Origin of the sequence: Pseudomonas brassicae, from assembly GCF_010671725.1 — a bacterium.
Lineage (GTDB): Bacteria > Pseudomonadota > Gammaproteobacteria > Pseudomonadales > Pseudomonadaceae > Aquipseudomonas > Aquipseudomonas brassicae.
Map to the genome: position 1 here is coordinate 1 of NZ_JAAHBU010000186.1, position 21,960 is coordinate 21,960.

Here is a 21,960-nt window from a genome sequence, read left to right on the forward strand (position 1 = left end):
TTGAAACGTAACGCAGCGCCAGTAGGCAGGACCATCGCGGCCTCAACCGCGGGCGTCACGCTCGTCCTGTGCCACCACCGCCTGGCACAGCTCGATCATCTGTTCGCGCATCCAGCGGTTGGCCGGGTCCTGGTCGGTGCTTTCATGCCAGTACAGGTGGGTTTCCAGCGGCGGCACGTCGCCCACCGGCAGGCTCACGAAATTGAGCTGGTGGCGCCGCGCAAAGCGTTCCGGCACGGTCATCACCATGTCGGTCTGCTGCAGCACCTGCGAGGCCATCAGGTAATGCTGCGAGCGTAGGGCGATCTTGCGTTTGAGCCCCTGCTTGCCCAGCGCCAGGTCGACATAGCCCAGCCCGTTGCGTCGGCTGGAGATATGGATATGGGTCAGGCTCAGGTACTCGTCCAGGCTGATGCTGTGCTTGGCCATGGGGTGGCCCTGGCGCAACGCACAGACATAGGCGTCCTGCATGAGCTTGACGTGGCGCACCTGCGGGTCGGTGTTGAGCGGTGCGTCCACGGCAAAGTCCAGGCGCCCGGCGGCCAGCTCCTTGGTGGTCTCGCGGCGCTTGCACAGGAAGCTTTCGATCACCACCGCCGGCGCCAGGCGGCGCAGGCGCTGGAACAGCGGCGGCAGCACCACTGCCTCAGTGAGGTCGGTCATGCTGATGCGAAAGGTCTTGTTCGCCTGCAGTGGATTGAAGATACGGCTTTCCTGCACTGACACGCGCAGCAGCGACAGGGCATTGCGCACCGGGCCAATGATGTTCTGCGCCATGGGCGTGGGTACCATGCCCTGGGCGGTACGTACGAACAGCGGGTCATTGAAGGTTTCACGCAGGCGCGCCAGTGCATTGGAAACCGCCGGCTGGGTGATACCGACGATCTGCCCGGCGCGGGTCAGGTTGGCTTCGGTGTAGATCGCATCGAAAACGATGAACAGATTCAGGTCGACCTTGCTCAGGTTCATGGGCGCCGCTCTTGTAGGTGTTATGGGCGAATCATATATGGGTTATGAATGTTTATACACGCCGAGAATAGGCTAGGTGGATTTTGGCCGGTGATCTAGCATCGATCCCAGATCCCTTTTCCGATGAAGGTACTGCCCCATGGATTTCGCCTATTCACCCAAGGTCCAGGCGCTGCGCGAACGTGTTACCGCGTTCATGGACGCCTACGTGTATCCCGCCGAGGCGGTGTTCGAGCGTCAGGTTGCCGAAGGTGACCGCTGGCAGCCGACGGCGATCATGGAAGAGCTCAAGGCCAGGGCCAAGGCCGAAGGGCTGTGGAACCTGTTCCTGCCGGATTCGGCGCAGGGCGCGGGCCTGAGCAACCTCGAATACGCGCCATTGGCCGAAATCATGGGGCGCTCGCTGCTGGGCCCCGAGCCGTTCAACTGTTCGGCCCCCGATACCGGCAACATGGAAGTGCTGGTGCGCTATGCCAGCGAGGCGCAAAAACGCCAATGGCTGGAGCCGCTGCTGCGTGGTGATATCCGCTCGGCGTTCGCCATGACCGAGCCCGACGTGGCTTCGTCCGATGCCACCAATATGGCGGCGCAGGCGGTGCGCGATGGCGACGAATGGGTGATCAACGGTCGCAAGTGGTGGACCTCCGGCGCGTGTGACCCGCGCTGCAAGATCATGATCTTCATGGGCCTGAGCAACCCGCACGGCCCGCGTCACCAGCAGCACTCGATGATCCTGGTGCCCACCGACACCCCAGGGGTGAAGATTGTGCGCCCGCTGCCGGTGTTCGGTTACGACGACGCCCCGCATGGTCACGCCGAGGTGCTGTTCGAGAACGTGCGGGTGCCTTATGACAACGTGCTGCTGGGCGAGGGGCGTGGCTTCGAAATTGCCCAGGGGCGCCTGGGGCCGGGCCGTATCCACCACTGCATGCGCTCGATCGGCATGGCCGAGCGCGCACTGGAGCTGATGTGCAGGCGCTCGGTGGAACGTACAGCGTTCGGCAGCCGCTGGCGCGCCTGGGCGGCAATATCGACAAGATCGCCGACTCGCGGATGGAGATCGACATGGCCCGGCTGTTGACGCTCAAGGCGGCTTACATGATGGACACCGTCGGCAACAAGGTGGCCCGCAGCGAAATTGCGCAGATCAAGGTGGTGGCGCCCAACGTGGCATTGAGGGTGATCGATCGGGCGATCCAACTGCATGGCGGGGCGGGGGTTTCGGCTGATTTCCCGCTGGCCTACATGTATGCCATGCAGCGTACCTTGCGCCTGGCCGACGGGCCGGACGAGGTGCACCGGGCCGCGATCGGCAAGTACGAGGTGGGCAAGTACGTACCCCGGGAGGCGTTGCGTAGCGGGCAATGATCCGGTGGCGCGCTGATACCCTCCGCGCGCCTACTGTTCGCGTTTGATCTGTTCGCTGAGCGTTCGTGTCTTGAACAGCGACAACAGCACGCCACCGGCCAGCAACCCGAAGGTCACGCCCAGCGATACCACCGGCGGTATCTTGCCGATCAGGCCATGCAGGAAGATCTTCCCGCCGATGAAAATCAGCACCAGCGCCAGCGCGTACTTCAGATAGACAAACCGGTGCACCAGGGCAGCCAGTGCGAAGTACAGCGCGCGCAGGCCCAGGATCGCGAAGATGTTCGAGGTGTATACGATGAACGGGTCCTGGGTAATGGCCAGGATCGCCGGCACGCTGTCCACCGCAAACACTAGGTCGGCCAGTTCGATCAGCACCAGTGCCAGAAACAGCGGCGTGGCATACAGCACAGCGGTGTGCTGCCCGGCCGCCTTGATCCGCACAAAAAAACGCGAACCGTGCAGCTCATCGGTCACGCGCATGTGCCGACGCACGAACCTGATCACCGGATTGCCCGCCAGGTCCGGATGTGCCTCGTGGCGGGCAAACAGCATCTTGACCCCGGTAAACAGCAGAAACGCCCCGAACACGTAGAGGATCCAGTCGAACGCCTGCACCAGTGCGCTGCCCAGCCCGATCATCAGCGCGCGCAGTACCACCACGCCCAGAATGCCCCAGAACAGCACACGGTGCTGGTAGCGACGCGGAATGCCGAAAAAGCCGAAGATCATGGCCATGACGAACACGTTGTCCATCGACAGCGATTGTTCCACCAGCAGGCCGGTGTAGAACTCCAGCGCGCTTTGTGTCCCCAATTCCAGCCACACCCAGGCGCCGAACAACAGGCCCACGCTGAAGTAGGCCGCATACAGCAGCAGGCTCTCGCGCATTTCGATGTCGTGCGGGCGTCGATGCAGTACGCCCAGGTCGAAGGCCAGCAGGGCCACAACTAGTGTGATGAAGACCAGCCACAGCCAGACGGCCGTACCCAGAAAATCGTCGAAGAGAAATAACGGCAGAGCGCTCATGAGCCCCTCCTTGTCGTCGTAGTTGTGTGAAACAACTGTGACTCCGACATGGCGGCGCTCAGCCGTCAGAGGGGCCCGGTGTCACTTTGCCAAGACTAGTCGCCGGCAAGGCGGCATGGCGTTGAAGGCTGTAACAATTGTTGTCTCATGCAGCATGGGCTTCAGTAGACCCATACCTCGACCCGACGATTTCTGATCCGGCCTTCTTCGGCAGTGTTGGCGGCCACCGGCATCTGCCCGCCCAGGCCGGTGACGTCGCGCAGCGTCACGCCGGCGCGCACCAGTTCGCGGCGTACCGCCATGGCGCGCAGGCGTGACAACAAGGCGGCGCGTGCCGGGTCGTCCTTGGCATCGCCAAACCCCACCAGCACCACCTTGCGTTCCAGCTTCTGGTGCTCGCGCAGGTAGCCCAGCAGCCGTTGCACGTCCCGCAGCGCCTTGTTGTCCAGGCTGGCGCTGCCTTCTTGGAAGCGAAAATTCACGGTCAGGCGTTGCGCATTGCCGACCAGTTGGCGATACGCCGCCGGCATGCCCGGCAGCGCCTGTACCTGCACGGGGCGAACCTGCTGCGCGACAAAACCGCTGCTGGCGACAATCGCCTGGCCCTGCGCACTTTGCGCAAACTCGACCAGCGCCCGCGCCAGCGGGTTGCGTTGGCCTGGCGGCACGTACAGGTACAGGCGGCGCGACAGCGGGTAGTCTTCGCTGGCCACCAGCGCGGGGGTGGGCAGCATGGCCTGGGAAGCGCCGTCGACGATGGCCAGCACCTTGGCTGCGTGCACCGAGGCCAGGCTGCTGAAGCCGATGGCCTGGCGGTCGGCACCGACTTCATCGACCAGTTGCTCGCCCGACTCGAAACGCCGGGCGCTGCTGGCCAGGGGCAACTGATGGGCGTCCAGCACCAACGTCTTGAAGGTGTCGAAGGTACCGGAGCGATCGTCGCGGGCGTACAGGTGAATCGGCCCGCTGCCTGCGCCCAGTTCGTCCCAGGTGGTGAGGGTGCCGGCGAAGATCTGCGCCAGTTGTGTGGTGCTCAACTGTGGCAGCGGGTTGTCCGGGTGCACGATGACCGCCACCCCATCCAGGGCGATCACCTGCTCGGCTTCGGCGCTTTTCAGGTTGCCCAGGGCGCTCAGTGCTTGCTGTTCACTGTCCTTGATCGGGCGTGAGGTGGCAGCGAGGTCGGCATCGCCGCTTTTGAGGGCCGCAAAGCCGGTGCTGGAGCCATGCGCGGCGATGCTCACCCGCAGCGTCTGTCCCTGCGGCGTGACGCCCTGTACCCAGACCTCGTTGGGCTGTGCCCCGGGCAAGGTCTGCAGGGCCTGTGCACCTTTGGCCTGCAGCAGGCCGCGCACCAGCGCCGGGCCCAGCACACTGCCCACGGTGTTGGAGCCTTGCAGGCGCAGGCTGATCGGTTCGGCGGCGCACAGCGTGGGCAGCAGGCCGAGCAACAGACAAAGGGGGCGGAACATGCCGGGGTGTGCTCCTGGGTTGAGGAAGTGGGCGCAGATTAAGACAGGTTGATGACCAAACGATGACGGCCGTGGGCGCTGCCGGGGTGGTGGATTTGCCAGCGTGAGATACGCTCATTCAGAGGTGTGGCGAAGGGATCTCGACGCGTGATCATCCTTTGCGGGGAGGGTTTGTCGTGCACATGTTCAGTGGGGTGGTGATGGCGTCGACCATCGCGTTGTGCCTGGGATGCAGTCGCGAGATCGACGGTTCCAGCGAGGTGCAGTTTGCCGACAGTACCGGGCTGGTGGGGCATGAGGTCGCGTTCGAGGAGCGTGTCGAGTACCAGCAGGCCCTGGCGGTGGTGCAGGGCAAATATGGCCTGGACCGTGCCAGCCTGGCCAAGGCGCTGCATGGCAAGGACGCCGACGACATCGTCGAGATGGCCGAGGACATTCGCGAGCAGCAGCACGAGGCCGCGCTGGAGCAGGCGCAGAAGGCGCAGGCCAGGCACCTCGAAGAGGCCAAGGCGCTGCTCGAGCAAAGCGAGCAGCGCTGTGACAGCTTGAAGGACCAGCGCAAGCAAGATGATCCACAAAGCCCTGGGCCGAGCATCAGGGAGTCACTGGCGTGTCGGTCGGTGGAGCACTACGAACGCCTGCTCGACAACCTGGAAGACATGAGTGCAGAGCAGTACCGCGATGCAGACAAGACCGCGATCAGTTCGATGCGGTTGCGCTAGGTGCTGCCAATTGCACCATTGAGCCTGTTGCCGCACCACCGAGGCCTGACATATCGGGGTCGTCAGCTCAGTTCCAGCCAGATCGGCGCGTGGTCGGACGGCTTTTCCATCGCGCGCAAGTCATAGTCCACGCCCGCCGCCTTGATGCGCGGCAACAGCCCCTGCGAGGCCATGATCAGGTCGATGCGCAGGCCACGCTTGGGCTCGTCCTCGAAGCCGCGGCTGCGGTAGTCGAACCAGCTGAAACGGTCTGCCACCTCCGGGTGCAGGTAGCGGAAGCTGTCGGTCAGGCCCCAGTTTTTCAGGCGTGCCATCCACTCGCGTTCCTCAGGCAGGAAGCTGCACTTGCCGGTCTTGAGCCAACGCTTGGCGTTGTCGGGGCCGATGCCGATGTCGCAGTCTTCAGGCGAGATGTTCACATCGCCCATCACCAGCAGCGGCTGGTCGTTGTTGAACTGGGTTTCGAGCAGGGCCTGCAGGTCTTCGTAGAAACGCTGCTTGGCCGGAAACTTGGTGGGGTGGTCGCGGCTTTCGCCTTGTGGAAAGTAGCCGTTCATGATGGTGATCGGGTTGCCGTGGTCATCGGCAAAGGTGCCCCAGATGAAGCGCCGCTGGGCGTCCTCTTCATCGGTACTGAAGCCCTTGACCAGGCTCAGCGGTGCCTGGCGCGACAGCAGCGCGACGCCGTAGTGGCCCTTCTGCCCGTGAAAGTGCACGTGGTACCCCAGCGCTTGCACGTCGGCCAACGGGAACTGCTCGTCGGACACCTTGGTTTCCTGCAGGCCGATCACGTCTGGCTGGTGCTTTTCGATCAGCGCAGCCAGTTGATGGGGGCGGGCGCGCAGGCCGTTGATGTTGAACGAGACGATCTTCATGGAGGGCGCAATCCTGAGCAAATCGGGAATGCTAGCTGATGGCGGGCAGTGTGTCAGCACGGCACGTCGGTTAGCGCGTTGAACGAAATCAGCGCGTACCAGAACCCAATCTGGCCCACCAACAGGCCTGCGTAGCGCAGCGTCGTGCGCAGCCTGGGGTTGCCGGGCTGGACGACGAGAAAGTACAGCGCCCCACATCCTGCCAGCGTCAGCATGTACACAACAACGGTGACCAGGATGTTTGGGCCCGGTTGCAGGAACAGCATGATAAAGATCGTCGGGCTCATGCACAGGAAGTTCATGCCCGAATGCGCATAATTGATCTTGATGAACCAAGACCGGGTCGGCACGTTTTTCATGAGGCTCCATTGCAAGGCGTGAAAGGCGCCATTGATAGCAGCGTGCTATGTGCGTGAATCATTAAGATTCATTAAGTTTTTGCTGGCCGGCTGCCGGCCGGGTGTTCCCTGCACCCTGGCCTATAGTCAAAGGGAACGTTGGCGGCCGCGCAGCACTCAGAGGCTCAGAGGCAATGATGCCCACCAGGAGAGTCACCATGCCTAAAACCCCAGCCGCACCGGCCGAAGTCCGTCAGCTCGACAGCGGCTACAGCCGTGAAGCGCGCTCGTTGCTGTACCAGGCCTACCGGCATGAGCCGACCTTTCGCTACCTGTTCGAGGCCGAGCGCCCCGGCTACGAGCATCGGGTGCGTGCCACGGTGCGTGAACTGGTGCGCCAGCATTTTTTCCAGGACTTGCCCGCGCTCGGCCTGCTGGTGCAAGACCGGCTGATCGGCATCGCCCTGATCGCACCACCGCAACGCCGCCTGGGCATCACCGAAAGCTGGGCATGGCGCATGCGCATGCTGCTCAGCACCGGGTTCCGTTGCACCCGGCGCTATCTGGATTACCAGGCCGCGGTGATGGCCTGCGTCCCTGGCGATGCGGTGCATGTGCTGCCGCTACTGGGCATTCATCCGCAGTTTCAAGGCCATCACTACGGCGAACAACTGCTGCAGGCGCTGCATGACTGGTGTGCCGAAGATGAGCAATCCGAAGGGGTGGTACTGGACACCGGCAATGAGCATTACCTGGCGTTCTATAAGCGACAGGGCTATCTGGAAATTGGTGAAATTGCTGTAGGACCGATCCGAGAGCATGTGTTTTTTCATCCCAACCCCCAGCGTTTGCGCCAGGCGCAGGCCTGAGCCGGTGGTGTATCGGACCGTCGCCAGGCTCCAAGCCTGCACCAAGCTCTGGTAGCATCCGCGCCTATGACGTATTCAGGACGATTCACCTGCGGGTTGATTTTATGGGTTGCCAGTTGCGCGGTGTACGCACAAAGCGAACTGGTAGTACGCATCAAACCCGCCAATAACGAGCTCAAGGCCAATGTCGAAGGCTACATCGGTAGCCTAAGCAACCGCGATGAAGAAGCGCTGTTGCGGTTCAGCCGCGGCGCCGTCGAGCAGGCCCGAAAAGCCGCGCAGGCCCTGGGCTATTACCAGGCGCAGATCGACAGCGAGGTCAAACCACCGGCCAAGGCCGATAGAGGCCCGCGGCTGGTGCTCGACATCGCGCCCGGTGAGCCCGTGCGCCTGCGCGAGGTGACGGTGCGCATCGAGGGGCCTGCCAGCGAGATGAAGGCGTTTCGCATACCCAACAGCCGTGCCCTGCGTACTGGCGAGGTGCTCAACCACGGCAACTACGAAGACGCCAAGCGCCTGATCCAGAACCAGGCGGCGCGCTACGGCTTTTTCAGTGGCCGCTTCCTGCGCCAGCGCCTGGCGGTAGACCCTGCTGCCGGTGTGGCCGATATCGAACTGGTCTACGACAGTGGCCCGCGCTACCAGCTGGGCAAGGTCAAGTTCGAGGGCGATGCGCCCTTCGACGAGAGCCTGCTGCAGCGCATGGTGCCGTTCAAGCAAGGCACCCCATATGACTCCGAACTGATCGCCGAGCTCAACAATGCCTTGCAGTCGAGCGGTTACTTCGAGGGCGTGCGGGTGGATGCCGCCCCCACGGCGGCGGTGGCCCAGAACATCCCGGTGGATGTGCAACTGCAAACCCGCAAGCCCCGCACCATGGGCCTTGGCCTGGGCTTCTCGACCGACGTGGGGCCACGTGGCAAGGCCAACTGGACGCGCCATTGGGTCAACCCGCAAGGCCACAGCTATGGCCTTGAAACCGAGCTCTCGGCGCCGCGCCAGAACGTCGGGCTGTGGTACGACATTCCGCTGGACCCGCCGCTGACCGACAAGCTGCGCTTTGCCGGGGGCTACCAGAACGAGGAACTTGCCGGTACCGACACCCTCAGCAAACTGCTGACGGTCGGCCCCGAATGGCACAGCAAGCTGCCCAGTGGCTGGCAGCGCGTGGTGTCGCTGAAATGGCAACGCGAAGAGTACCGCCTGGGCGATGACTCGGGCCTGAGTACCTTGCTGATGCCCGGTGTCAGCTATTCGTACCTGCGCAGCGACAATCGGATCGACCCGCATAACGGCTACCGCCTGCAGTTCGATGCGCAGGTCGCCAAGCAAGGGCTGTTATCGGACACCAACCTGTTGCACGGCAACGTCCTGCTCAAGGGCCTGACCACGCTGGGGCAGAACCATCGCTTTCTGGGCCGTGTTCAGTTTGGTGGCAGCGCCACCAACGGCTACAAGTCGGTGCCGCCATCGCTGCGCTTCTTTGCCGGTGGCGATCAGAGCGTGCGGGGCTACGACTACCAGACCCTGTCGCCGAAGAATGCCGAGGGTGACCGGATCGGCGGGCGCTACCTGGTGGCGGGGAGTGCCGAGTACCAGTATTCGATCGCCGAAAAGTGGCGTGTGGCGACCTTTGTCGACCAGGGCAACGCGTTCAACAGCCTCCAAATCCCCAGCCTGAAGACCGGTGTCGGCGTTGGTGTGCGCTGGGTCTCGCCGGTTGGCCCGTTACGCCTCGATCTGGCCAAGGCGCTGGATGACGACGGCGGCATACGTTTGCACTTTTCCATGGGGCCAGAGCTGTGAGCAAGGTGTTGAAACGGACAGGGCTTGGCCTGTTGTCGCTGCTGGTGCTGCTGGTGCTGGGTCTTGGCATGCTGCTCAGCACTCAGGTGGGCAGCCGTTGGGTGCTGGGCCTGGTGCCTGGCCTGCAACTGGATAACTTCGAGGGCCGGCTTGGGGCGCAGTGGCGGGCCGATCGTTTGCTGTGGCAGCAAGGCGCGGATCGGGTCGAGGTGCTTGCACCGGTGTTCGCCTGGTCACCCAGTTGCCTGTTGCGCCGGACCCTGTGCATCGAGCAACTGAACGCCGAGCAGGTCAATCTGGATTTTGCGCCCAGCGAACCCGCACCCGACAGCGCTCCCTTGCAGTTGCCGGGCCTGGAGCTGCCACTGGCTATCGAATTGGGCGAGGTACGCATCGGCCACCTGCGTCTGGACGGCAGCGAGCAACTGAGCCAGTTGCAACTGGCTGCACACTGGACTGCCCAGGGCCTGAAGATCGACAGCCTGACCCTGCAGCGCGAGGATCTGAGCCTGAACCTCACAGGCCTGCTGCAACCGGTCGGTGACTGGCCGCTGCAGGTGCAGGGGCAGGTGCAGTTGCCCGCAGTGGATGGTCAGGCCTGGCAACTGGCCGTGCGCATCGAAGGCGACCTGCAAAAAAGCCTCGACCTGCACGCCGACAGTACGGGTTATCTGCAAGGTCAACTGGTCGGTCAGCTGCAGCCACTGGCCGAGCATCTGCCTGCCCAGTTGCGCTTGAGCGCCAAGGGCTTCAAGCCTTCCGCTGGCTTGCCCGACACCTTGCAGTTCGAACAGCTGGAACTGAGTGCCTACGGCGACCTGCAAAAAGGCTATCAACTGGTGGGGGCCGGTCGTCTGCCGGCTGAACAGGGCCCGGTCAGTCTCAGCCTGCGCGGCCGGGTCGATGCCAAGGGCGCGCAACTGGCGGCGCTGGACCTCAGTGCTGCACCCGAGCAGCGCGTCACGCTACAGGCCAGTGCCAACTGGGAAGCCGGCCTGAGCGCCGATGCCAGCATCGACTGGCTGGACTTCCCCTGGTTGCGTCTGTACCCGCTGGAGCAGGCACCGCAGGTGACGCTGCGGCGTTTCCTCGCGAAGGTCAGTTACCGCGATGGCAACTATCAGGGGGTGTTCAACGGCGATCTCGATGGCCCTGCCGGCGCGTTCAAGGTCAGCAGCCCGTTCAAGGGCGACCTGGGGCAGGTGAGCCTGCCGCAATTGGCGCTGGAGGCAGGGCAGGGCAAGGTGGCAGGCAGCGTCGCGGTGAAGTTTGCCGATGGCGTGGCCTGGGACGCGGCGTTGGAACTGTCCGCGCTCAACCCTGCGTATTGGCTGGCCGAGTTGCCTGGCACCCTGGCCGGGCCGCTGCGCACCCAGGGCGAACTGAAGCATGAGCAACTGCGCCTGAACGCCGACCTGGACCTCAAGGGGCGACTGCGCGGCCAGCCCGCGGTGTTGCAGGCCAAGGCTGACGGTGCCGGTGAAAACTGGACGCTGGGTGCCCTGCAGATCCAGTTGGGCGACAATCGCATCATCGGCAGCGCCAGCCTGCAGCAGCGTCTGGCGGGCCAGTTGGATCTCAACCTGCCGCGCCTCGGTCAACTGTGGCCGCAATTGCAAGGTCAGCTCAAGGGCCGCCTTGACGTGGCGGGTACGCTCAAGGCGCCCCAGGGCCAGTTGAACCTGCAGGGCCAGCAACTGGCCCAGGCCGAGAACCGCGTGCAGCGTTTGAGCCTGCAGGCCACGCTCGATGCCGCCCAGCGCGCGCAGGTCGATCTGCAGGCCACGGCCATTCGCCTGGGCGACACCGAACTGGGTACGCTTACCGTCAAGGGCCAGGGCGATATCCGCCAGCAACAGTTGCAACTGGCGCTCAACGGCCCGCAACTCAAGCTCGACCTGGGCCTGGACGGCCTGCTTGACAAGGGTAACTGGCGCGGCCGCCTGGCCAGCGGGCAGATTCAGGCCGGCGGTCAGGACTGGCGCTTGCAGGCGCCGGCCACGTTGCAACGTCTGGCCAACGGCCAGGTGGATTTCGGTGCGCATTGCTGGCGTTCCGGACCGGCCAGCCTGTGTGGTGACGACCAGCGCCTGGCGCCGGAGCCCAGGCTGCGCTATCACCTCAAGCACTTCCCGCTGCAGAGCCTGGCGCAGTGGCTGCCCAAGGATTTCGCCTGGCAGGGCCAGCTCAATGCCGACATCAACCTCGACTTGCCTGCCAGTGGGCCCAAGGGCTCGATTCTGGTGGATGCCAGCGGCGGCACCCTGCGGGTGCGTGAAAAAGACCAGTGGCTGGACTTTCCCTACCAGGCGTTGCGCCTGAGCAGCACGCTGGCCCCGCGCCGCGTGGACATGCGCCTGGACTTCGTGGGCGGGCGGCTGGGGGAGTTGACCCTGGCGGCGCACATCGATCCGCTGGCGCGCAACAAGCCGCTGGCGGGGGATTTTCGCCTGAGCGGGTTGGACCTGGCGGTGGCGCGGCCGTTTGCGCCCATGGTCGAGCGCCTGGCCGGGCAGCTCAATGGTAGTGGCCAGATCACGGGCACGCTGCTGGCGCCACAGGTCAATGGCAACCTGGTGCTGAGCAGTGGCGAGGTGTCGGGGGCGGAGCTGCCGATCAGCCTCAATGAGCTCAACCTGCGCGCGCAGATTGCCGGTGAACAGGTGCAATTGAGCGGTGACTGGAAAAGTGGCGAAGCCGGCCAGGGTCGTTTGAGCGGCCAGATCGGCTGGGCCCAGGCCCTGTCGGTGGACCTGCAACTGCAGGGCCAGCGCCTGCCGGTGAACGTCGAACCTTACGCGGCACTTGAAGTGGCGCCTGACCTCACCATCCGCATGACGGGCGACAAGCTCGCCGTGGCCGGCAAGGTACTGGTGCCCAAGGGCGAGATCACCGTGCGTGAACTGCCGCCGTCCACGGTGAAGGTATCTGACGATACGGTCATCGTCGGGCACCAGACCGAAGAGGGCAAGGCTCCCATGGCCGTGGCCATGGACATCAATGTCGAAGTCGGCCAGGACAAGCTGGCCTTCAGTGGCTTCGGGCTGACCGCCAACCTGCTCGGGCGCGTGCATATCGGCGACAACCTCGATACCCGCGGCGAGCTGAGCCTGGCCGATGGTCGCTACCGTGCCTATGGGCAACGCCTGACCATTCGCCGTGCGCGCCTGCTGTTTGCCGGGCCCATAGACCAGCCGTATCTGGATATCGAGGCAATTCGCAAGACCGACGATGTGATTGCCGGTATCCGCTTGAGCGGTAGCGCCGAGCAACCGACCACGCAGGTGTTCTCCGAGCCTGCAATGAGTCAAGAGCAGGCCCTGTCGTACCTGGTGCTGGGGCGTCCGTTGGGGACGACCGGTGAAGACAACAATATGCTGGCCCAGGCGGCGTTGGGCCTGGGCTGGCGGGCAGTGCCGGAATCACCGGCAGCCTGGCTTCCAGCCTGGGGATTGACGACTTCCAGCTCGACACCCAAGGCAGCGGGGCCAGTACCAGTGTGGTCGCCAGTGGCAACCTGACCGAGCGCCTGAGCCTGCGTTACGGGGTCGGTGTGTTCGAGCCGGCCAACACCATTGCCCTGCGTTATCTGCTCAGCAAGCGGGTGTATCTGGAAGCGGCCAGCGGTATCGCCAGCTCGTTGGACATTTTCTACAAACGCGATTTCTGAACCCGGCCTCACCGCCGGGGTGAGGCACACGGGCAGGCAGGCTCAGCGTGAAGGCGATGCCTCCTGGCGGCGGATGTTGCCAATCTGGCGCAGGCTCAGGCCGTACTTGTCGGCCAGCACGCTGCGCGACTGGCCATCGGAGCTTTCGCGCTGGATCTGCTGATTGCGCAGTTGTCGGTTGAAGTGGTCGGCCTTGGGGATTTCCAGGGCCATGCCAGCGTAGCGCTTGATCAATGCATCCAGCGCCTGGGCCGGCAGTATCTCGGCCAGCGTGGTGCGCTCACGATGCTTGGGGATGTACTTGGGGCGTCCACCGTAGATGCTGGTCAGCCGGTAGGCGTGTTCCAGCCCGATGCACTCGATGAGCATCTGCAGCGATTGTGGCAGTTGCTCGACGTCAATCCGGTTCAGGTCACAGAGTTCCATGATGACTTCCTTGTAGGCGGTAATGTGCGAGAAAAACCACTGTCTTGCACGCGTCGAGTGCTGAGCATCCATGCCCAGCCCAAACGCAATCCGAATGATCGGCATGCGTGTGCCGCCAGTGGCGCTGGGTCGATTCTCGGTTACCCGCCGCTGCAGGATCTAGGTAGCAAGGCGGTCAGAAGGGGTGGCTTTATCCCACGCGTTCTGTAGGTGTTACGAGGTGTCTGTGTAGGATGCTTCGACAGGTTTTCTCTTCAGCCCTTGAACCGTGTGAAGGAAAACAGATGGGCCTGGCGCAACCTGCCTAACCTTGAGCAAGCAGGGGGGATGGCCGGCAGCAATGGGCCAGGCGCCCGTGCGCCCATGGTTGCAGCGATCGTCGTCGGGAAAAACAGGGAAAAAATGCGCCTGCAAGGCACTGCGTTGTATCATGGCGGCCGGCCACAGTCGGGCCGTCAAACCCGTAGTCGTAAGGATTTTTCAATGACTCAAGCTCAACGCCTGAAATATTCGATCCTGGTTGCCGTGGTGGTGCTGGGGATCATGCTGGGTGGGTCCTACCTGCAGAACACCGGTGTGATCAGCGAGAAGGTGTTCCAGTACATTGCCATTGGCGTGGCAGTCGGTGCCGTGATCATCAACGGCATCATGCGGCGCAAGGTCAAGCTCTGACCTGCTGCGGGCCAGCGGCCGGTATCAACCGGCCGTTCGCTCAACGTGGAACGGGTTGTTCCAGTACTGCGCGGGCCTCGGGGTTGAGGCTGTAGCACTTGTCGCTGCCCATGCTGATCACGCCCTCGACGCACAGGCGCTTGAGCACCTCGCGCACGCTCAGGAACGACAGCGGGATGTCCAGTTGTTCGAGCTGGCTGTGTACCCCGCGCACACCGATGCTGCGCCCGTCCCGGGCGGCCACGTGCAGGGCATCGATGACCTTCAGGCGGATCAGGCTGGTGCGCAGGCCGAAGGCCTTGAGCAGTTCGCGGATGTGTTCGTTGCCGGCGCGATCCGTGTCCGGTGCATCGGTCTTTTCCGGCAGCGACACAGGGGCTTTGCGCCTGAAGCGTACCGGGGTCATTGGCTGTTGCTGGTTGTACATGTGAAAACTCCCTTTCCAGAGCCTGTCCAGTTTGCGTATTACGCTCACACTCTATAAGACGAACGAGCGCGCCAAATCTGCATCTTCCGGGCAAAAAAATATTTTCTCTGTGTACATAGAGACGGACGAGCACAACCAAAGCGGTAAATTTTCTGCGCCGACTTCGTTCATTCAGGATGACTTTTCACCCTGATACTGCCGGAGCCCGCGTGCCTGCCATTCGCCCGATCCCCAAGTTATGTGTGGCTGCGCTGCTGATTGCAGCGAGCCTTTCGTCCCAGGCCCGTGTGGCCTCGCCGGGCGAAGCCCAGGCAGAGATACGGCGCACCAGCTTTGGCGTGCCACACATCGTGGCCAAGGACGACCGCGGCCTGGGTTACGGTATCGGCTATGCCTACGCCCAGGACAACCTGTGCCTGCTGGCCAATGAAGTGCTGACGGTCAATGGCGAGCGCTCGCGGTTTTTCGGGGCGCAGGCGCAGACCCTGGAGCAGCGCGACAACCTCAGCAGCGACGTGTTCTTCAGCTGGCTCAACACCCCGGTGGCGGTATCGGCCTATTGGCAGGCACAACCTGCTGCGATTCGCGAACGCCTCGAAGGCTATGCACTGGGCTACAACCGCGCGCTCGCCGAACGCACGGCGCAGGGTCTGCCTGGCGAATGCCAGCAGGCCGAGTGGCTGCGCCCGATCACCGCGCAGGACCTGATCAAGCTGACCCGCCGCTTGCTGGTCGAAGGTGGCGTGGGCCAGTTTGCCGAAGCTGTGGCGGGTGCCACTGCGCCTACGGCGACTGGGCAGGTAGCGGCAACAGATTTCGGCCGGGTGCAGGCGCGCCAGGCCAATTTTGCGTTGCAGCGCGGCAGCAACGCAGTGGCCATCGGGTATGAGCGCTCGGTCAGCGGGCGGGGCATGCTGCTGGCCAACCCGCACTTTCCGTGGGTGGGCGGCATGCGCTTCTACCAGATGCAACTGAGCATTCCCGGCAAGCTGGACGTGATGGGAGCGGCCTTGCCCGGCCTGCCGATGATCAATATCGGCTTCAACCAGCACCTGGCCTGGACCCATACGGTGGATTCCTCGAAGCATTTCACCTTGCACCGTTTGCAGCTCGACCCCAACGACCCGACCCGCTACCTGCTCGATGGCACGTCCGTGGCCATGACCCGTGAGCAGGTCAAGGTCTCGGTCAAGGGCGAGGATGGCAAGCAGCAGGAGGTGAGCCGCGACGTCTATGGTTCGGTGTTCGGCCCGGTGGTGCAGTGGCCCGGCCGCCTGGACTGGACAGGGCAGGTCGCGTTCAGCCTGCGCGATGCCAACTTGCAGAACACCCGGGTGCTGCAGCAGTGGTACAGCATGAACCAGGCCGACAGCCTGCAGGTCCTGCAGCAGTCGGTGCAACAGGTACACGGCATCCCGTGGGTCAACACCGTGGCGGTGGATGCCAAGGGGCAGGCGCTGTACCTGAACCAGTCGGTGGTGCCCTATGTGGACGCGGCGTTGCTGGCGCAGTGCAGCGACCCGGCGGCAGGCCTTGAAATGATCGTGCTCGACGGTTCGCGCAGTGCCTGCAACTGGAGGACCGATGCGCGCGCAGCGCAGCCGGGCATCTTCCCGGCGCAGTTGCAGCCGAGCCTGAGCCGCAGCGATTTCGTCCAGCACTCCAACGATTCGGCGTGGATGGTGAACCCGGCGCAGCCCCTGCGTGGCTACTCGCCGCTGGTCAGCCGCGAAGACCAGCCGTTGGGGCCGCGCAGCCGCTTCGCCCTGCAGCGGTTGGCCCAGCCTGGCAAGATCAGTGCACAGGATCTGCAAGGCATGGTCATGGACGATCAGGTGTACCTGGCCGAGCTGGCACTGCCCGACCTGCTGCAGTGGTGCAAGGGTGTGGCCGGTGAGGCCGTGCTTGGCGACGTGTGCAGCAGCCTCGCCGCGTGGGATCGCAAGGCCAACCTGGACAGCGGAATTGGCCTGGTGCACTTCCATAACATTGTGCAGGGGTTGCAGGAGCACGGGGCATTCTGGCGAGTGCCGTTCGACCCAGCCGACCCCCAGCATACCCCGCGTGGGGTAGCGGTGGAGCGCAAGGCAGTGGCCACGGCAGTACGTGAAGCGGCCCTGGCATCGGCGGCGCAGGTCGCACAGGCCGGGCTGAAGGCCGACAGTCGGTGGGGGCAGATACAGCAGGCGTTCGATGGCACGCCCATCCATGGTGGCCCTGCCGACCTGGGGGTCTACAACGCCATGCAGAGCGTGGCGGGCGAAGGCGGCAAGCGTCATGTGGTCAGCGGCACCAGCTACCTGCAACTGGTCAGCTTCGATGACAAGGGGCCGCATGCCCAGGGGCTGCTGGCATTTTCCCAGTCCAGTGAAGCCGGCTCGCTGCATGCCAGCGACCAGACCCGCGCGTTCTCGGCCAAGCAGTGGCACACGATCCCGTTCACCGAGGCGCAGATCAAGGCTGATCCGCAGTATCGGGTGCAGGTGATTCGTGAGGCGGATGTCGGCGCAGTGGCCGATACCGGGCGCTGACCTGCGCATCCTGCGCCGACAAGGCCGGCGTCTACAGGTAAATACTGCGTTGTCTGTAGGCGTCGGCCTTGCCGGTGAAGAGGCCGCTACGGATTCACATCCCGCAGCAGCAAGCCAAAACTCAACTCAACTTGCTCCGGAATCGGCAGGTACACCGTATGCCCGTCCCCCGGCGCCAGTTCGATCGGATTGCCCTGGCGATCACGCAACTGGTGCAGGTCGAAGTGATAGTTGCCGCGCGGGGTCATCAGTTCCAGATGATCGCCCAGCCCGAAGCGGTTCTTGACCTTGACCTCGGCCAGGCCATTGAGCCGTTCCCCGGTCAGCTCACCGACGAACTGCTGACGCTCGGAGACCGAATTGCCGCGCTCGTAGTTCTGGTACTCGTCATGTACGTGCCGGCGCAGAAAGCCCTCGGTGTAGCCGCGTTGGGCCAGCGACTCCAGGTCGAGCATCAGTGAGCGGTCGAACTCGCGTCCGGCCACTGCGTCATCTATGGCCTGGCGGTAGGCCTGGGTGGTGCGTGCGCAATAGAAGTGCGATTTGGTACGGCCTTCGATCTTCAGCGAGTGCACGCCCATGCGCGTCAGGCGTTCCACATGCTGCACGGCGCGCAGGTCCTTGGCATTCATGATGTAGGTGCCATGCTCGTCTTCGAACGCCGGCATGTCTTCGCCTGGCCGATTGGCTTCCTGCAGCACGAACACCTGCTCGGTCGGCGCGCCCAGGCCCAGGGTCGGTTCCACCTGGCGCACGATATCGCCGGTCTCGTTCTCTTGCGCGGGGGTAGCGCTGTACTGCCAACGGCAGGCATTGGTGCAACTGCCCTGGTTGGCATCGCGCCGGTTCAGGTAACCCGACAGCAGGCAGCGGCCCGAATAGGCCATGCACAGGGCACCGTGCACGAACACTTCAAGTTCCATGGCCGGTACCCGCTGGCGGATCTCCTCGATCTCTTCCAGCGACAGTTCGCGCGACAGGATCACCCGGCCGATACCTTGCGCCTGCCAGAACGCCACGCTGGCCCAGTTCACCGTGTTGGCCTGCACCGACAGGTGGATCGGCATGGCCGAAAAGTGCTGGCGCACCAGCATGATCAGGCCGGGGTCGGACATGATCAACGCGTCTGGGCCCATGGCGATCACGGGTGCCAGGTCCTTGAGGAAGGTCTTGAGCTTGGCATTGTGCGGCGCAATGTTGACCACGACATAAAAGCGCTTGCCCTGGGCCTGAGCTTCCTGGATGCCCAGCGCCAGGTTGGCGTGGTCGAATTCGTTGTTGCGCACCCGCAGGCTGTAGCGCGGTTGGCCGGCGTACACCGCGTCGGCGCCATAGGCGAAGGCGTAGCGCATGTTCTTCAGGGTACCGGCAGGGGCGAGCAGTTCAGGTCTGGCGAGGGAGGTCATGTGAAGGTCGCGACAAAAACGCGGATGCTACGCGCGCGCGTCGGCGATTTTATTGATCTGTGGCAAGGGCACTTTCTGCAGTGTGCAGCGCACTAATGTTCAGAGCGCAAAGGAGCGGATATGAGCGAAACGGCATTGCAGCAAAAAGCCCTGATGTTACTGCTGGTCCTGGTGACCCTGGCCTTCATCTGGATTCTATTGCCTTACTACGGCGCGGTATTCTGGGCGGTGATTCTCGGGATCGTGTTCGCGCCCCTGCAACGGCGCCTGCTGGTGCGCCTGGATTGGCGCCGCAACCTGGCCGCTGGCATCACGCTGCTGGTGTGTCTGCTGATCGCGATTCTGCCGGTCATCATCATCAGTACGCTGTTGGTGCAGGAGGGCGCCACGCTGTACAAGAACATCGAAAGCGGCCAACTGGACATCGCCAGCTACATCGAGCGTTTCAAGGACATGTTGCCGGCGTTTGCCCAGAACGGCCTGGAGCGTCTGGGCATGGGTGACCTGGAGGGCCTGCGCGACAAGATCGCCAAGGGCGCCATGCAGGGCAGCCAGTTCTTCGCCACTCAAGCGTTCAGCTTTGGCCAGGGCACTTTCGAGTTCGTGGTCAGCTTCGGCATCATGCTTTACCTGCTGTTCTTCTTCCTGCGTGATGGCGCGGATCTGGTGCGCAAGATCCGTACCGCAGTGCCGCTGGCCGAGCACCAGAAGCGTCGGCTGCAACTGAAGTTCAACCGTGTGGTGCGCGCCACGGTCAAGGGCAACCTGGTCGTGGCGGTTACCCAGGGTGCGCTGGGCGGGCTGATCTTCTGGGTGCTGGATATCCCCAGCGCGCTGGTGTGGGCAGTGCTGATGGCATTTCTGTCGCTGCTGCCGGCGGTTGGCGCCGGCATCGTCTGGGGCCCGGTGGCCGCGTACTTCCTGCTTAGCGGGGCGATCTGGCAGGGCGTGGTGCTGACGGCATTCGGGGTGTTGGTGATCGGCCTGGTCGACAACGTGCTGCGCCCGATCCTGGTGGGCAAGGACACGCGCATGCCTGATTACCTGATCCTTATCTCGACCCTTGGCGGGCTGGCGGTGTTCGGCCTCAACGGCTTTGTCATCGGGCCATTGATTGCCGCGCTGTTCATGTCCAGCTGGGGAATTTTCGTCTCCACCAAGCCCCAGGTGCAACTGCCTTGAGCGCCTTACCTCCACCTATACGACAGGCCCACATAGGCCCCGAAACCTTCGCCTGGGGTAGAGCGTGCGATGTCCTGGCCACGGTCGTCGTAGCCGGGTGTCACCGTGGCCGCGTAACGCTGGTTGGTGAGGTTGCGCAGGTCGAGCCAGGTTTGCCAGTCCTGCCTGGCTGAGGCGTAGCCTAGGGTCGCGCCGAGCAAGGCATACGGGTCGCCTGGTACGAGTTGGCGTAGTCGACCTGTACCTTCGAGGCCATCTGGGTGTTGAGCCCGGCGTAGAAGCCGCTTGGGTGGTCGAAGCGCACTTCGGCCTGATAGAAGTGCATCGGGACGCCCGGCAGGCGGTTGTCGCCGAAGGCGGCGTCATCGCGGTAGTGGAAGTCGCTGAAGGTGTAAGCCTGACGCAGGGACAGCCTGCCCACGCCACCGCGCTCCCAGAGCAGGCTGTCGAGGCCGGCTTCGATGCCCTGGTGCACGGTGGGGCTGGCGTTGGCTTCGCCGACTACCGATGAGGTGGTGGCGCCTGCAGCCTGCAGTTCGACACTGAGCAGTTCGTGACGAACGGCCGAGTAGTACCAGGCCAGGTCCCAGCGTCCGAGCGCCGAGTCGCCACGGGCGCCCAGCTCCAGTGTCGTGGCGGTCTGGTTATGCAGCTCGATCGGTTGGGTCTGCACGCCGTTGACTGCCGGCGAGCTCCAGATCAGGGCCCAGGGGTGGGCGGGCTCGACCGAGCGGCTGAGGTTGCCGTACAGCTGCAACTCGGGGCTCAGGTCGTAACGCAGGCCCAGACGCGGAGCGTAGTCCCAGTCATGCTGGCTGACCTTGCCGCCGGCGGCCGGGTAAGTCACGGCACTTTCACGGCGGGTGTAGATCATCGCCAGGCCGCTGGTCAGCCACAGGTCCGGCAGCAGTTCCAGCTCATTGCTGAAATGGATGACGTTGTCCGAGCCCTGGTAGGTGAAGTCGCGGGTCTTGGTACCGATCGGCTGGGCAGGGTTGGTTTCTACCCGGACGAACTCCGAGGCCCCCGTGTTGGGCAGATGCTTGGTCGTACGCCAGCCGACGCTGGTCTTGCTCTCGTGCCCGAACAGGGTGTCGCGGCGCAGGTAATTGAGGGTGCCGCTGACATCGGTGTAGGCCACCTTCAGGCGCTTGGTGCCCTCACGCAGGTCCATCGGGTAGTCGTGGTAGACCAGCCCGGTTTCCAGGCGTGAGTCGTCATCCAGGTAGAACGTGGTCTTGTTGGCCAGCCAGGTGCTGCCCGGTTGCGGGCGGCTGGCATCGCGGCTCAGGTACAGCGGGTTGGCTGAACGTGGGCGATGCTCGATCTGGTCTTTGGTCACGCGCCCGGCCAGTTGGTTTTCGGTTTCGCGGTAGCGCAGGTAGAAGCGGGTTTCCAGGTTCGGGTTGAAGCGGTAGCCGACGTTGGCGGCGATGCCTTTGCTGCTGCCGCTGCTGTGGTCCTGGTAGCCGTCGTATTCCGAGTCGGTGAGGGCAACGTAGTAGTCCAGGTCGCCCAGCACCTGGCCGGAGCTGACCTGGCGTTTGCCGTAGCCACGGCTACCGGCCTCGATGCGCACCTGCAAGGGCGCCGCGTCATGGCCGGTGTGGGTCACGTAGTTGATTGCGCCGCCCAGGGCCAGGGATCCGCGGTCGAAACCGTTGGCGCCGCGCAGCACTTCAGCGCGGCTCAGCCATAGCGGCTCGAACAGCTCATAGGGTGTGCCGCCGGGGCCGGTCAGGGGCAGGCCGTCGAACATTGTATAGACACCGGAGCCGTGGGCACCTGGGGCACGGTTCAGGCCTGAGCCGCGAACCGACAGTTTGATGCCGTCGTTGCCGGCGGATTGGGCGAACACGCCGGGTTGGTAGGCGAGGACGTCCTGATTGCTGGCGACGCGGCCTTGTTCGACGCGTTGCATGTCGATCAGGTTGGTGGCGCCGGGAACCTGCTGCAGGTGTTCTTGCGCGGCCTGCAGTTCGCTCTGTTCCTGGCCCTGAATCAGTACCTGGCCGAGTTCGAGGCTAGGGTTGGCCTGGGCGGTGGCGGCGCAGGCGATCAGGATTGCGAGCGAGGAGCGGGGCAGGGTGGGGCGCATCGATTGGGTTCCGGGACGGTTGGGCGGGTATCTGACGTTGCAAGTATCAGACGAAGCACAGTGAATGATCTGTAGCGATCAGCCATGCAACGTCGCTTTT

14 protein-coding genes and 3 pseudogenes are annotated in these 21,960 nt (G+C 63.8%); 8 read left to right on the forward strand and 9 right to left on the reverse strand.

Annotated elements, in window-relative coordinates; translation table 11 throughout:
• Positions 1–42: 42 nt before the first annotated feature.
• Entirely contained in the window at positions 43–969 is a 927-nt protein-coding gene (locus G3436_RS14340; protein ID WP_163946043.1) for a LysR family transcriptional regulator, read from the reverse strand.
• A gap of 139 nt (positions 970–1,108) precedes the next feature.
• Between G3436_RS14340 and G3436_RS14345 the strand changes: the two are divergent.
• Positions 1,109–2,337: pseudogene (locus G3436_RS14345) on the forward strand (acyl-CoA dehydrogenase).
• A gap of 30 nt (positions 2,338–2,367) precedes the next feature.
• Here G3436_RS14345 and G3436_RS14350 read toward each other — a convergent pair.
• Together G3436_RS14350 and G3436_RS14355 are read right to left on the reverse strand one after the other, a co-directional pair.
• Positions 2,368–3,366: a TerC family protein gene (locus G3436_RS14350; protein WP_163946045.1), complete on the reverse strand. Its 999-nt coding sequence runs from the start codon at positions 3,364–3,366 to the stop codon at positions 2,368–2,370.
• Between the two features lie 161 nt (positions 3,367–3,527).
• Positions 3,528–4,838, reverse strand: a complete 1,311-nt coding sequence (locus G3436_RS14355) for a substrate-binding domain-containing protein (RefSeq protein WP_163946046.1) — start codon at positions 4,836–4,838, stop codon at positions 3,528–3,530.
• 176 nt (positions 4,839–5,014) lie between these two features.
• Here G3436_RS14355 and G3436_RS14360 point away from each other — a divergent pair, with 176 nt between their 5' ends.
• Entirely contained in the window at positions 5,015–5,560 is a 546-nt protein-coding gene (locus G3436_RS14360; protein ID WP_163946047.1) for a hypothetical protein, read from the forward strand.
• Positions 5,561–5,622: 62 nt separating this feature from the next.
• Here the strand turns inward: G3436_RS14360 and xthA are convergent, their stop codons facing one another.
• The gene (gene xthA, locus G3436_RS14365; protein WP_163946050.1) at positions 5,623–6,435 is read right to left on the reverse strand and encodes an exodeoxyribonuclease III; all 813 of its coding nucleotides are present in this window, start codon (positions 6,433–6,435) and stop codon (positions 5,623–5,625) included.
• Positions 6,436–6,488: 53 nt separating this feature from the next.
• Positions 6,489–6,794 carry a hypothetical protein gene (locus tag G3436_RS14370; RefSeq protein ID WP_163946051.1) on the reverse strand — a complete coding sequence of 102 codons (306 nt, stop codon included), beginning with the start codon at positions 6,792–6,794 and terminating at the stop codon, positions 6,489–6,491.
• A 197-nt stretch (positions 6,795–6,991) separates the two neighbouring features.
• Here G3436_RS14370 and G3436_RS14375 point away from each other — a divergent pair, with 197 nt between their 5' ends.
• From G3436_RS14375 to G3436_RS14385, 3 genes and pseudogenes are all read left to right on the forward strand, one after another.
• The gene (locus G3436_RS14375; RefSeq protein ID WP_163946055.1) at positions 6,992–7,642 is read left to right on the forward strand and encodes a GNAT family N-acetyltransferase; all 651 of its coding nucleotides are present in this window, start codon (positions 6,992–6,994) and stop codon (positions 7,640–7,642) included.
• Between the two features lie 66 nt (positions 7,643–7,708).
• Complete coding sequence (locus tag G3436_RS14380; protein ID WP_163946059.1) at positions 7,709–9,448, forward strand: autotransporter assembly complex protein TamA; 1,740 nt, start codon at positions 7,709–7,711, stop codon at positions 9,446–9,448.
• Positions 9,445–13,118 (forward strand): annotated as a pseudogene (locus tag G3436_RS14385) (translocation/assembly module TamB domain-containing protein). The gene G3436_RS14380 and the pseudogene G3436_RS14385 overlap by 4 nt, the downstream one beginning before the upstream one ends.
• 42 nt (positions 13,119–13,160) lie before the next feature.
• Here G3436_RS14385 and G3436_RS14390 read toward each other — a convergent pair.
• Positions 13,161–13,544, reverse strand: a complete 384-nt coding sequence (locus tag G3436_RS14390) for a Mor transcription activator family protein (RefSeq protein WP_163946077.1) — start codon at positions 13,542–13,544, stop codon at positions 13,161–13,163.
• Positions 13,545–14,027: 483 nt separating this feature from the next.
• On the opposite strand from G3436_RS14390, the gene G3436_RS14395 reads away from it, so the two are divergent.
• The gene (locus tag G3436_RS14395) at positions 14,028–14,216 is read left to right on the forward strand and encodes a hypothetical protein (RefSeq protein ID WP_163946062.1); all 189 of its coding nucleotides are present in this window, start codon (positions 14,028–14,030) and stop codon (positions 14,214–14,216) included.
• Between the two features lie 40 nt (positions 14,217–14,256).
• On the opposite strand, the gene G3436_RS14400 is transcribed toward G3436_RS14395, so the two are convergent.
• A complete protein-coding gene (locus tag G3436_RS14400) occupies positions 14,257–14,643 on the reverse strand; it encodes a fe2+ zn2+ uptake regulation protein (protein ID WP_163946065.1) in 387 nt (128 codons plus the stop codon).
• A 209-nt stretch (positions 14,644–14,852) separates the two neighbouring features.
• Here G3436_RS14400 and pvdQ point away from each other — a divergent pair, with 209 nt between their 5' ends.
• Entirely contained in the window at positions 14,853–17,174 is a 2,322-nt protein-coding gene (pvdQ, locus tag G3436_RS14405; protein WP_338001258.1) for a bifunctional acylase PvdQ, read from the forward strand.
• Between the two features lie 86 nt (positions 17,175–17,260).
• Here pvdQ and trhP read toward each other — a convergent pair whose 3' ends face one another.
• Positions 17,261–18,580, reverse strand: a complete 1,320-nt coding sequence (gene trhP, locus G3436_RS14410) for a prephenate-dependent tRNA uridine(34) hydroxylase TrhP (RefSeq protein ID WP_163946071.1) — start codon at positions 18,578–18,580, stop codon at positions 17,261–17,263.
• A gap of 120 nt (positions 18,581–18,700) precedes the next feature.
• On the opposite strand from trhP, the gene G3436_RS14415 reads away from it, so the two are divergent.
• Complete coding sequence (locus G3436_RS14415; RefSeq protein WP_163946074.1) at positions 18,701–19,762, forward strand: AI-2E family transporter; 1,062 nt, start codon at positions 18,701–18,703, stop codon at positions 19,760–19,762.
• A 5-nt stretch (positions 19,763–19,767) separates the two neighbouring features.
• Here the strand turns inward: G3436_RS14415 and G3436_RS14420 are convergent.
• A pseudogene (locus G3436_RS14420) lies at positions 19,768–21,860 on the reverse strand (TonB-dependent receptor family protein).
• Positions 21,861–21,960 lie beyond the last annotated feature (100 nt).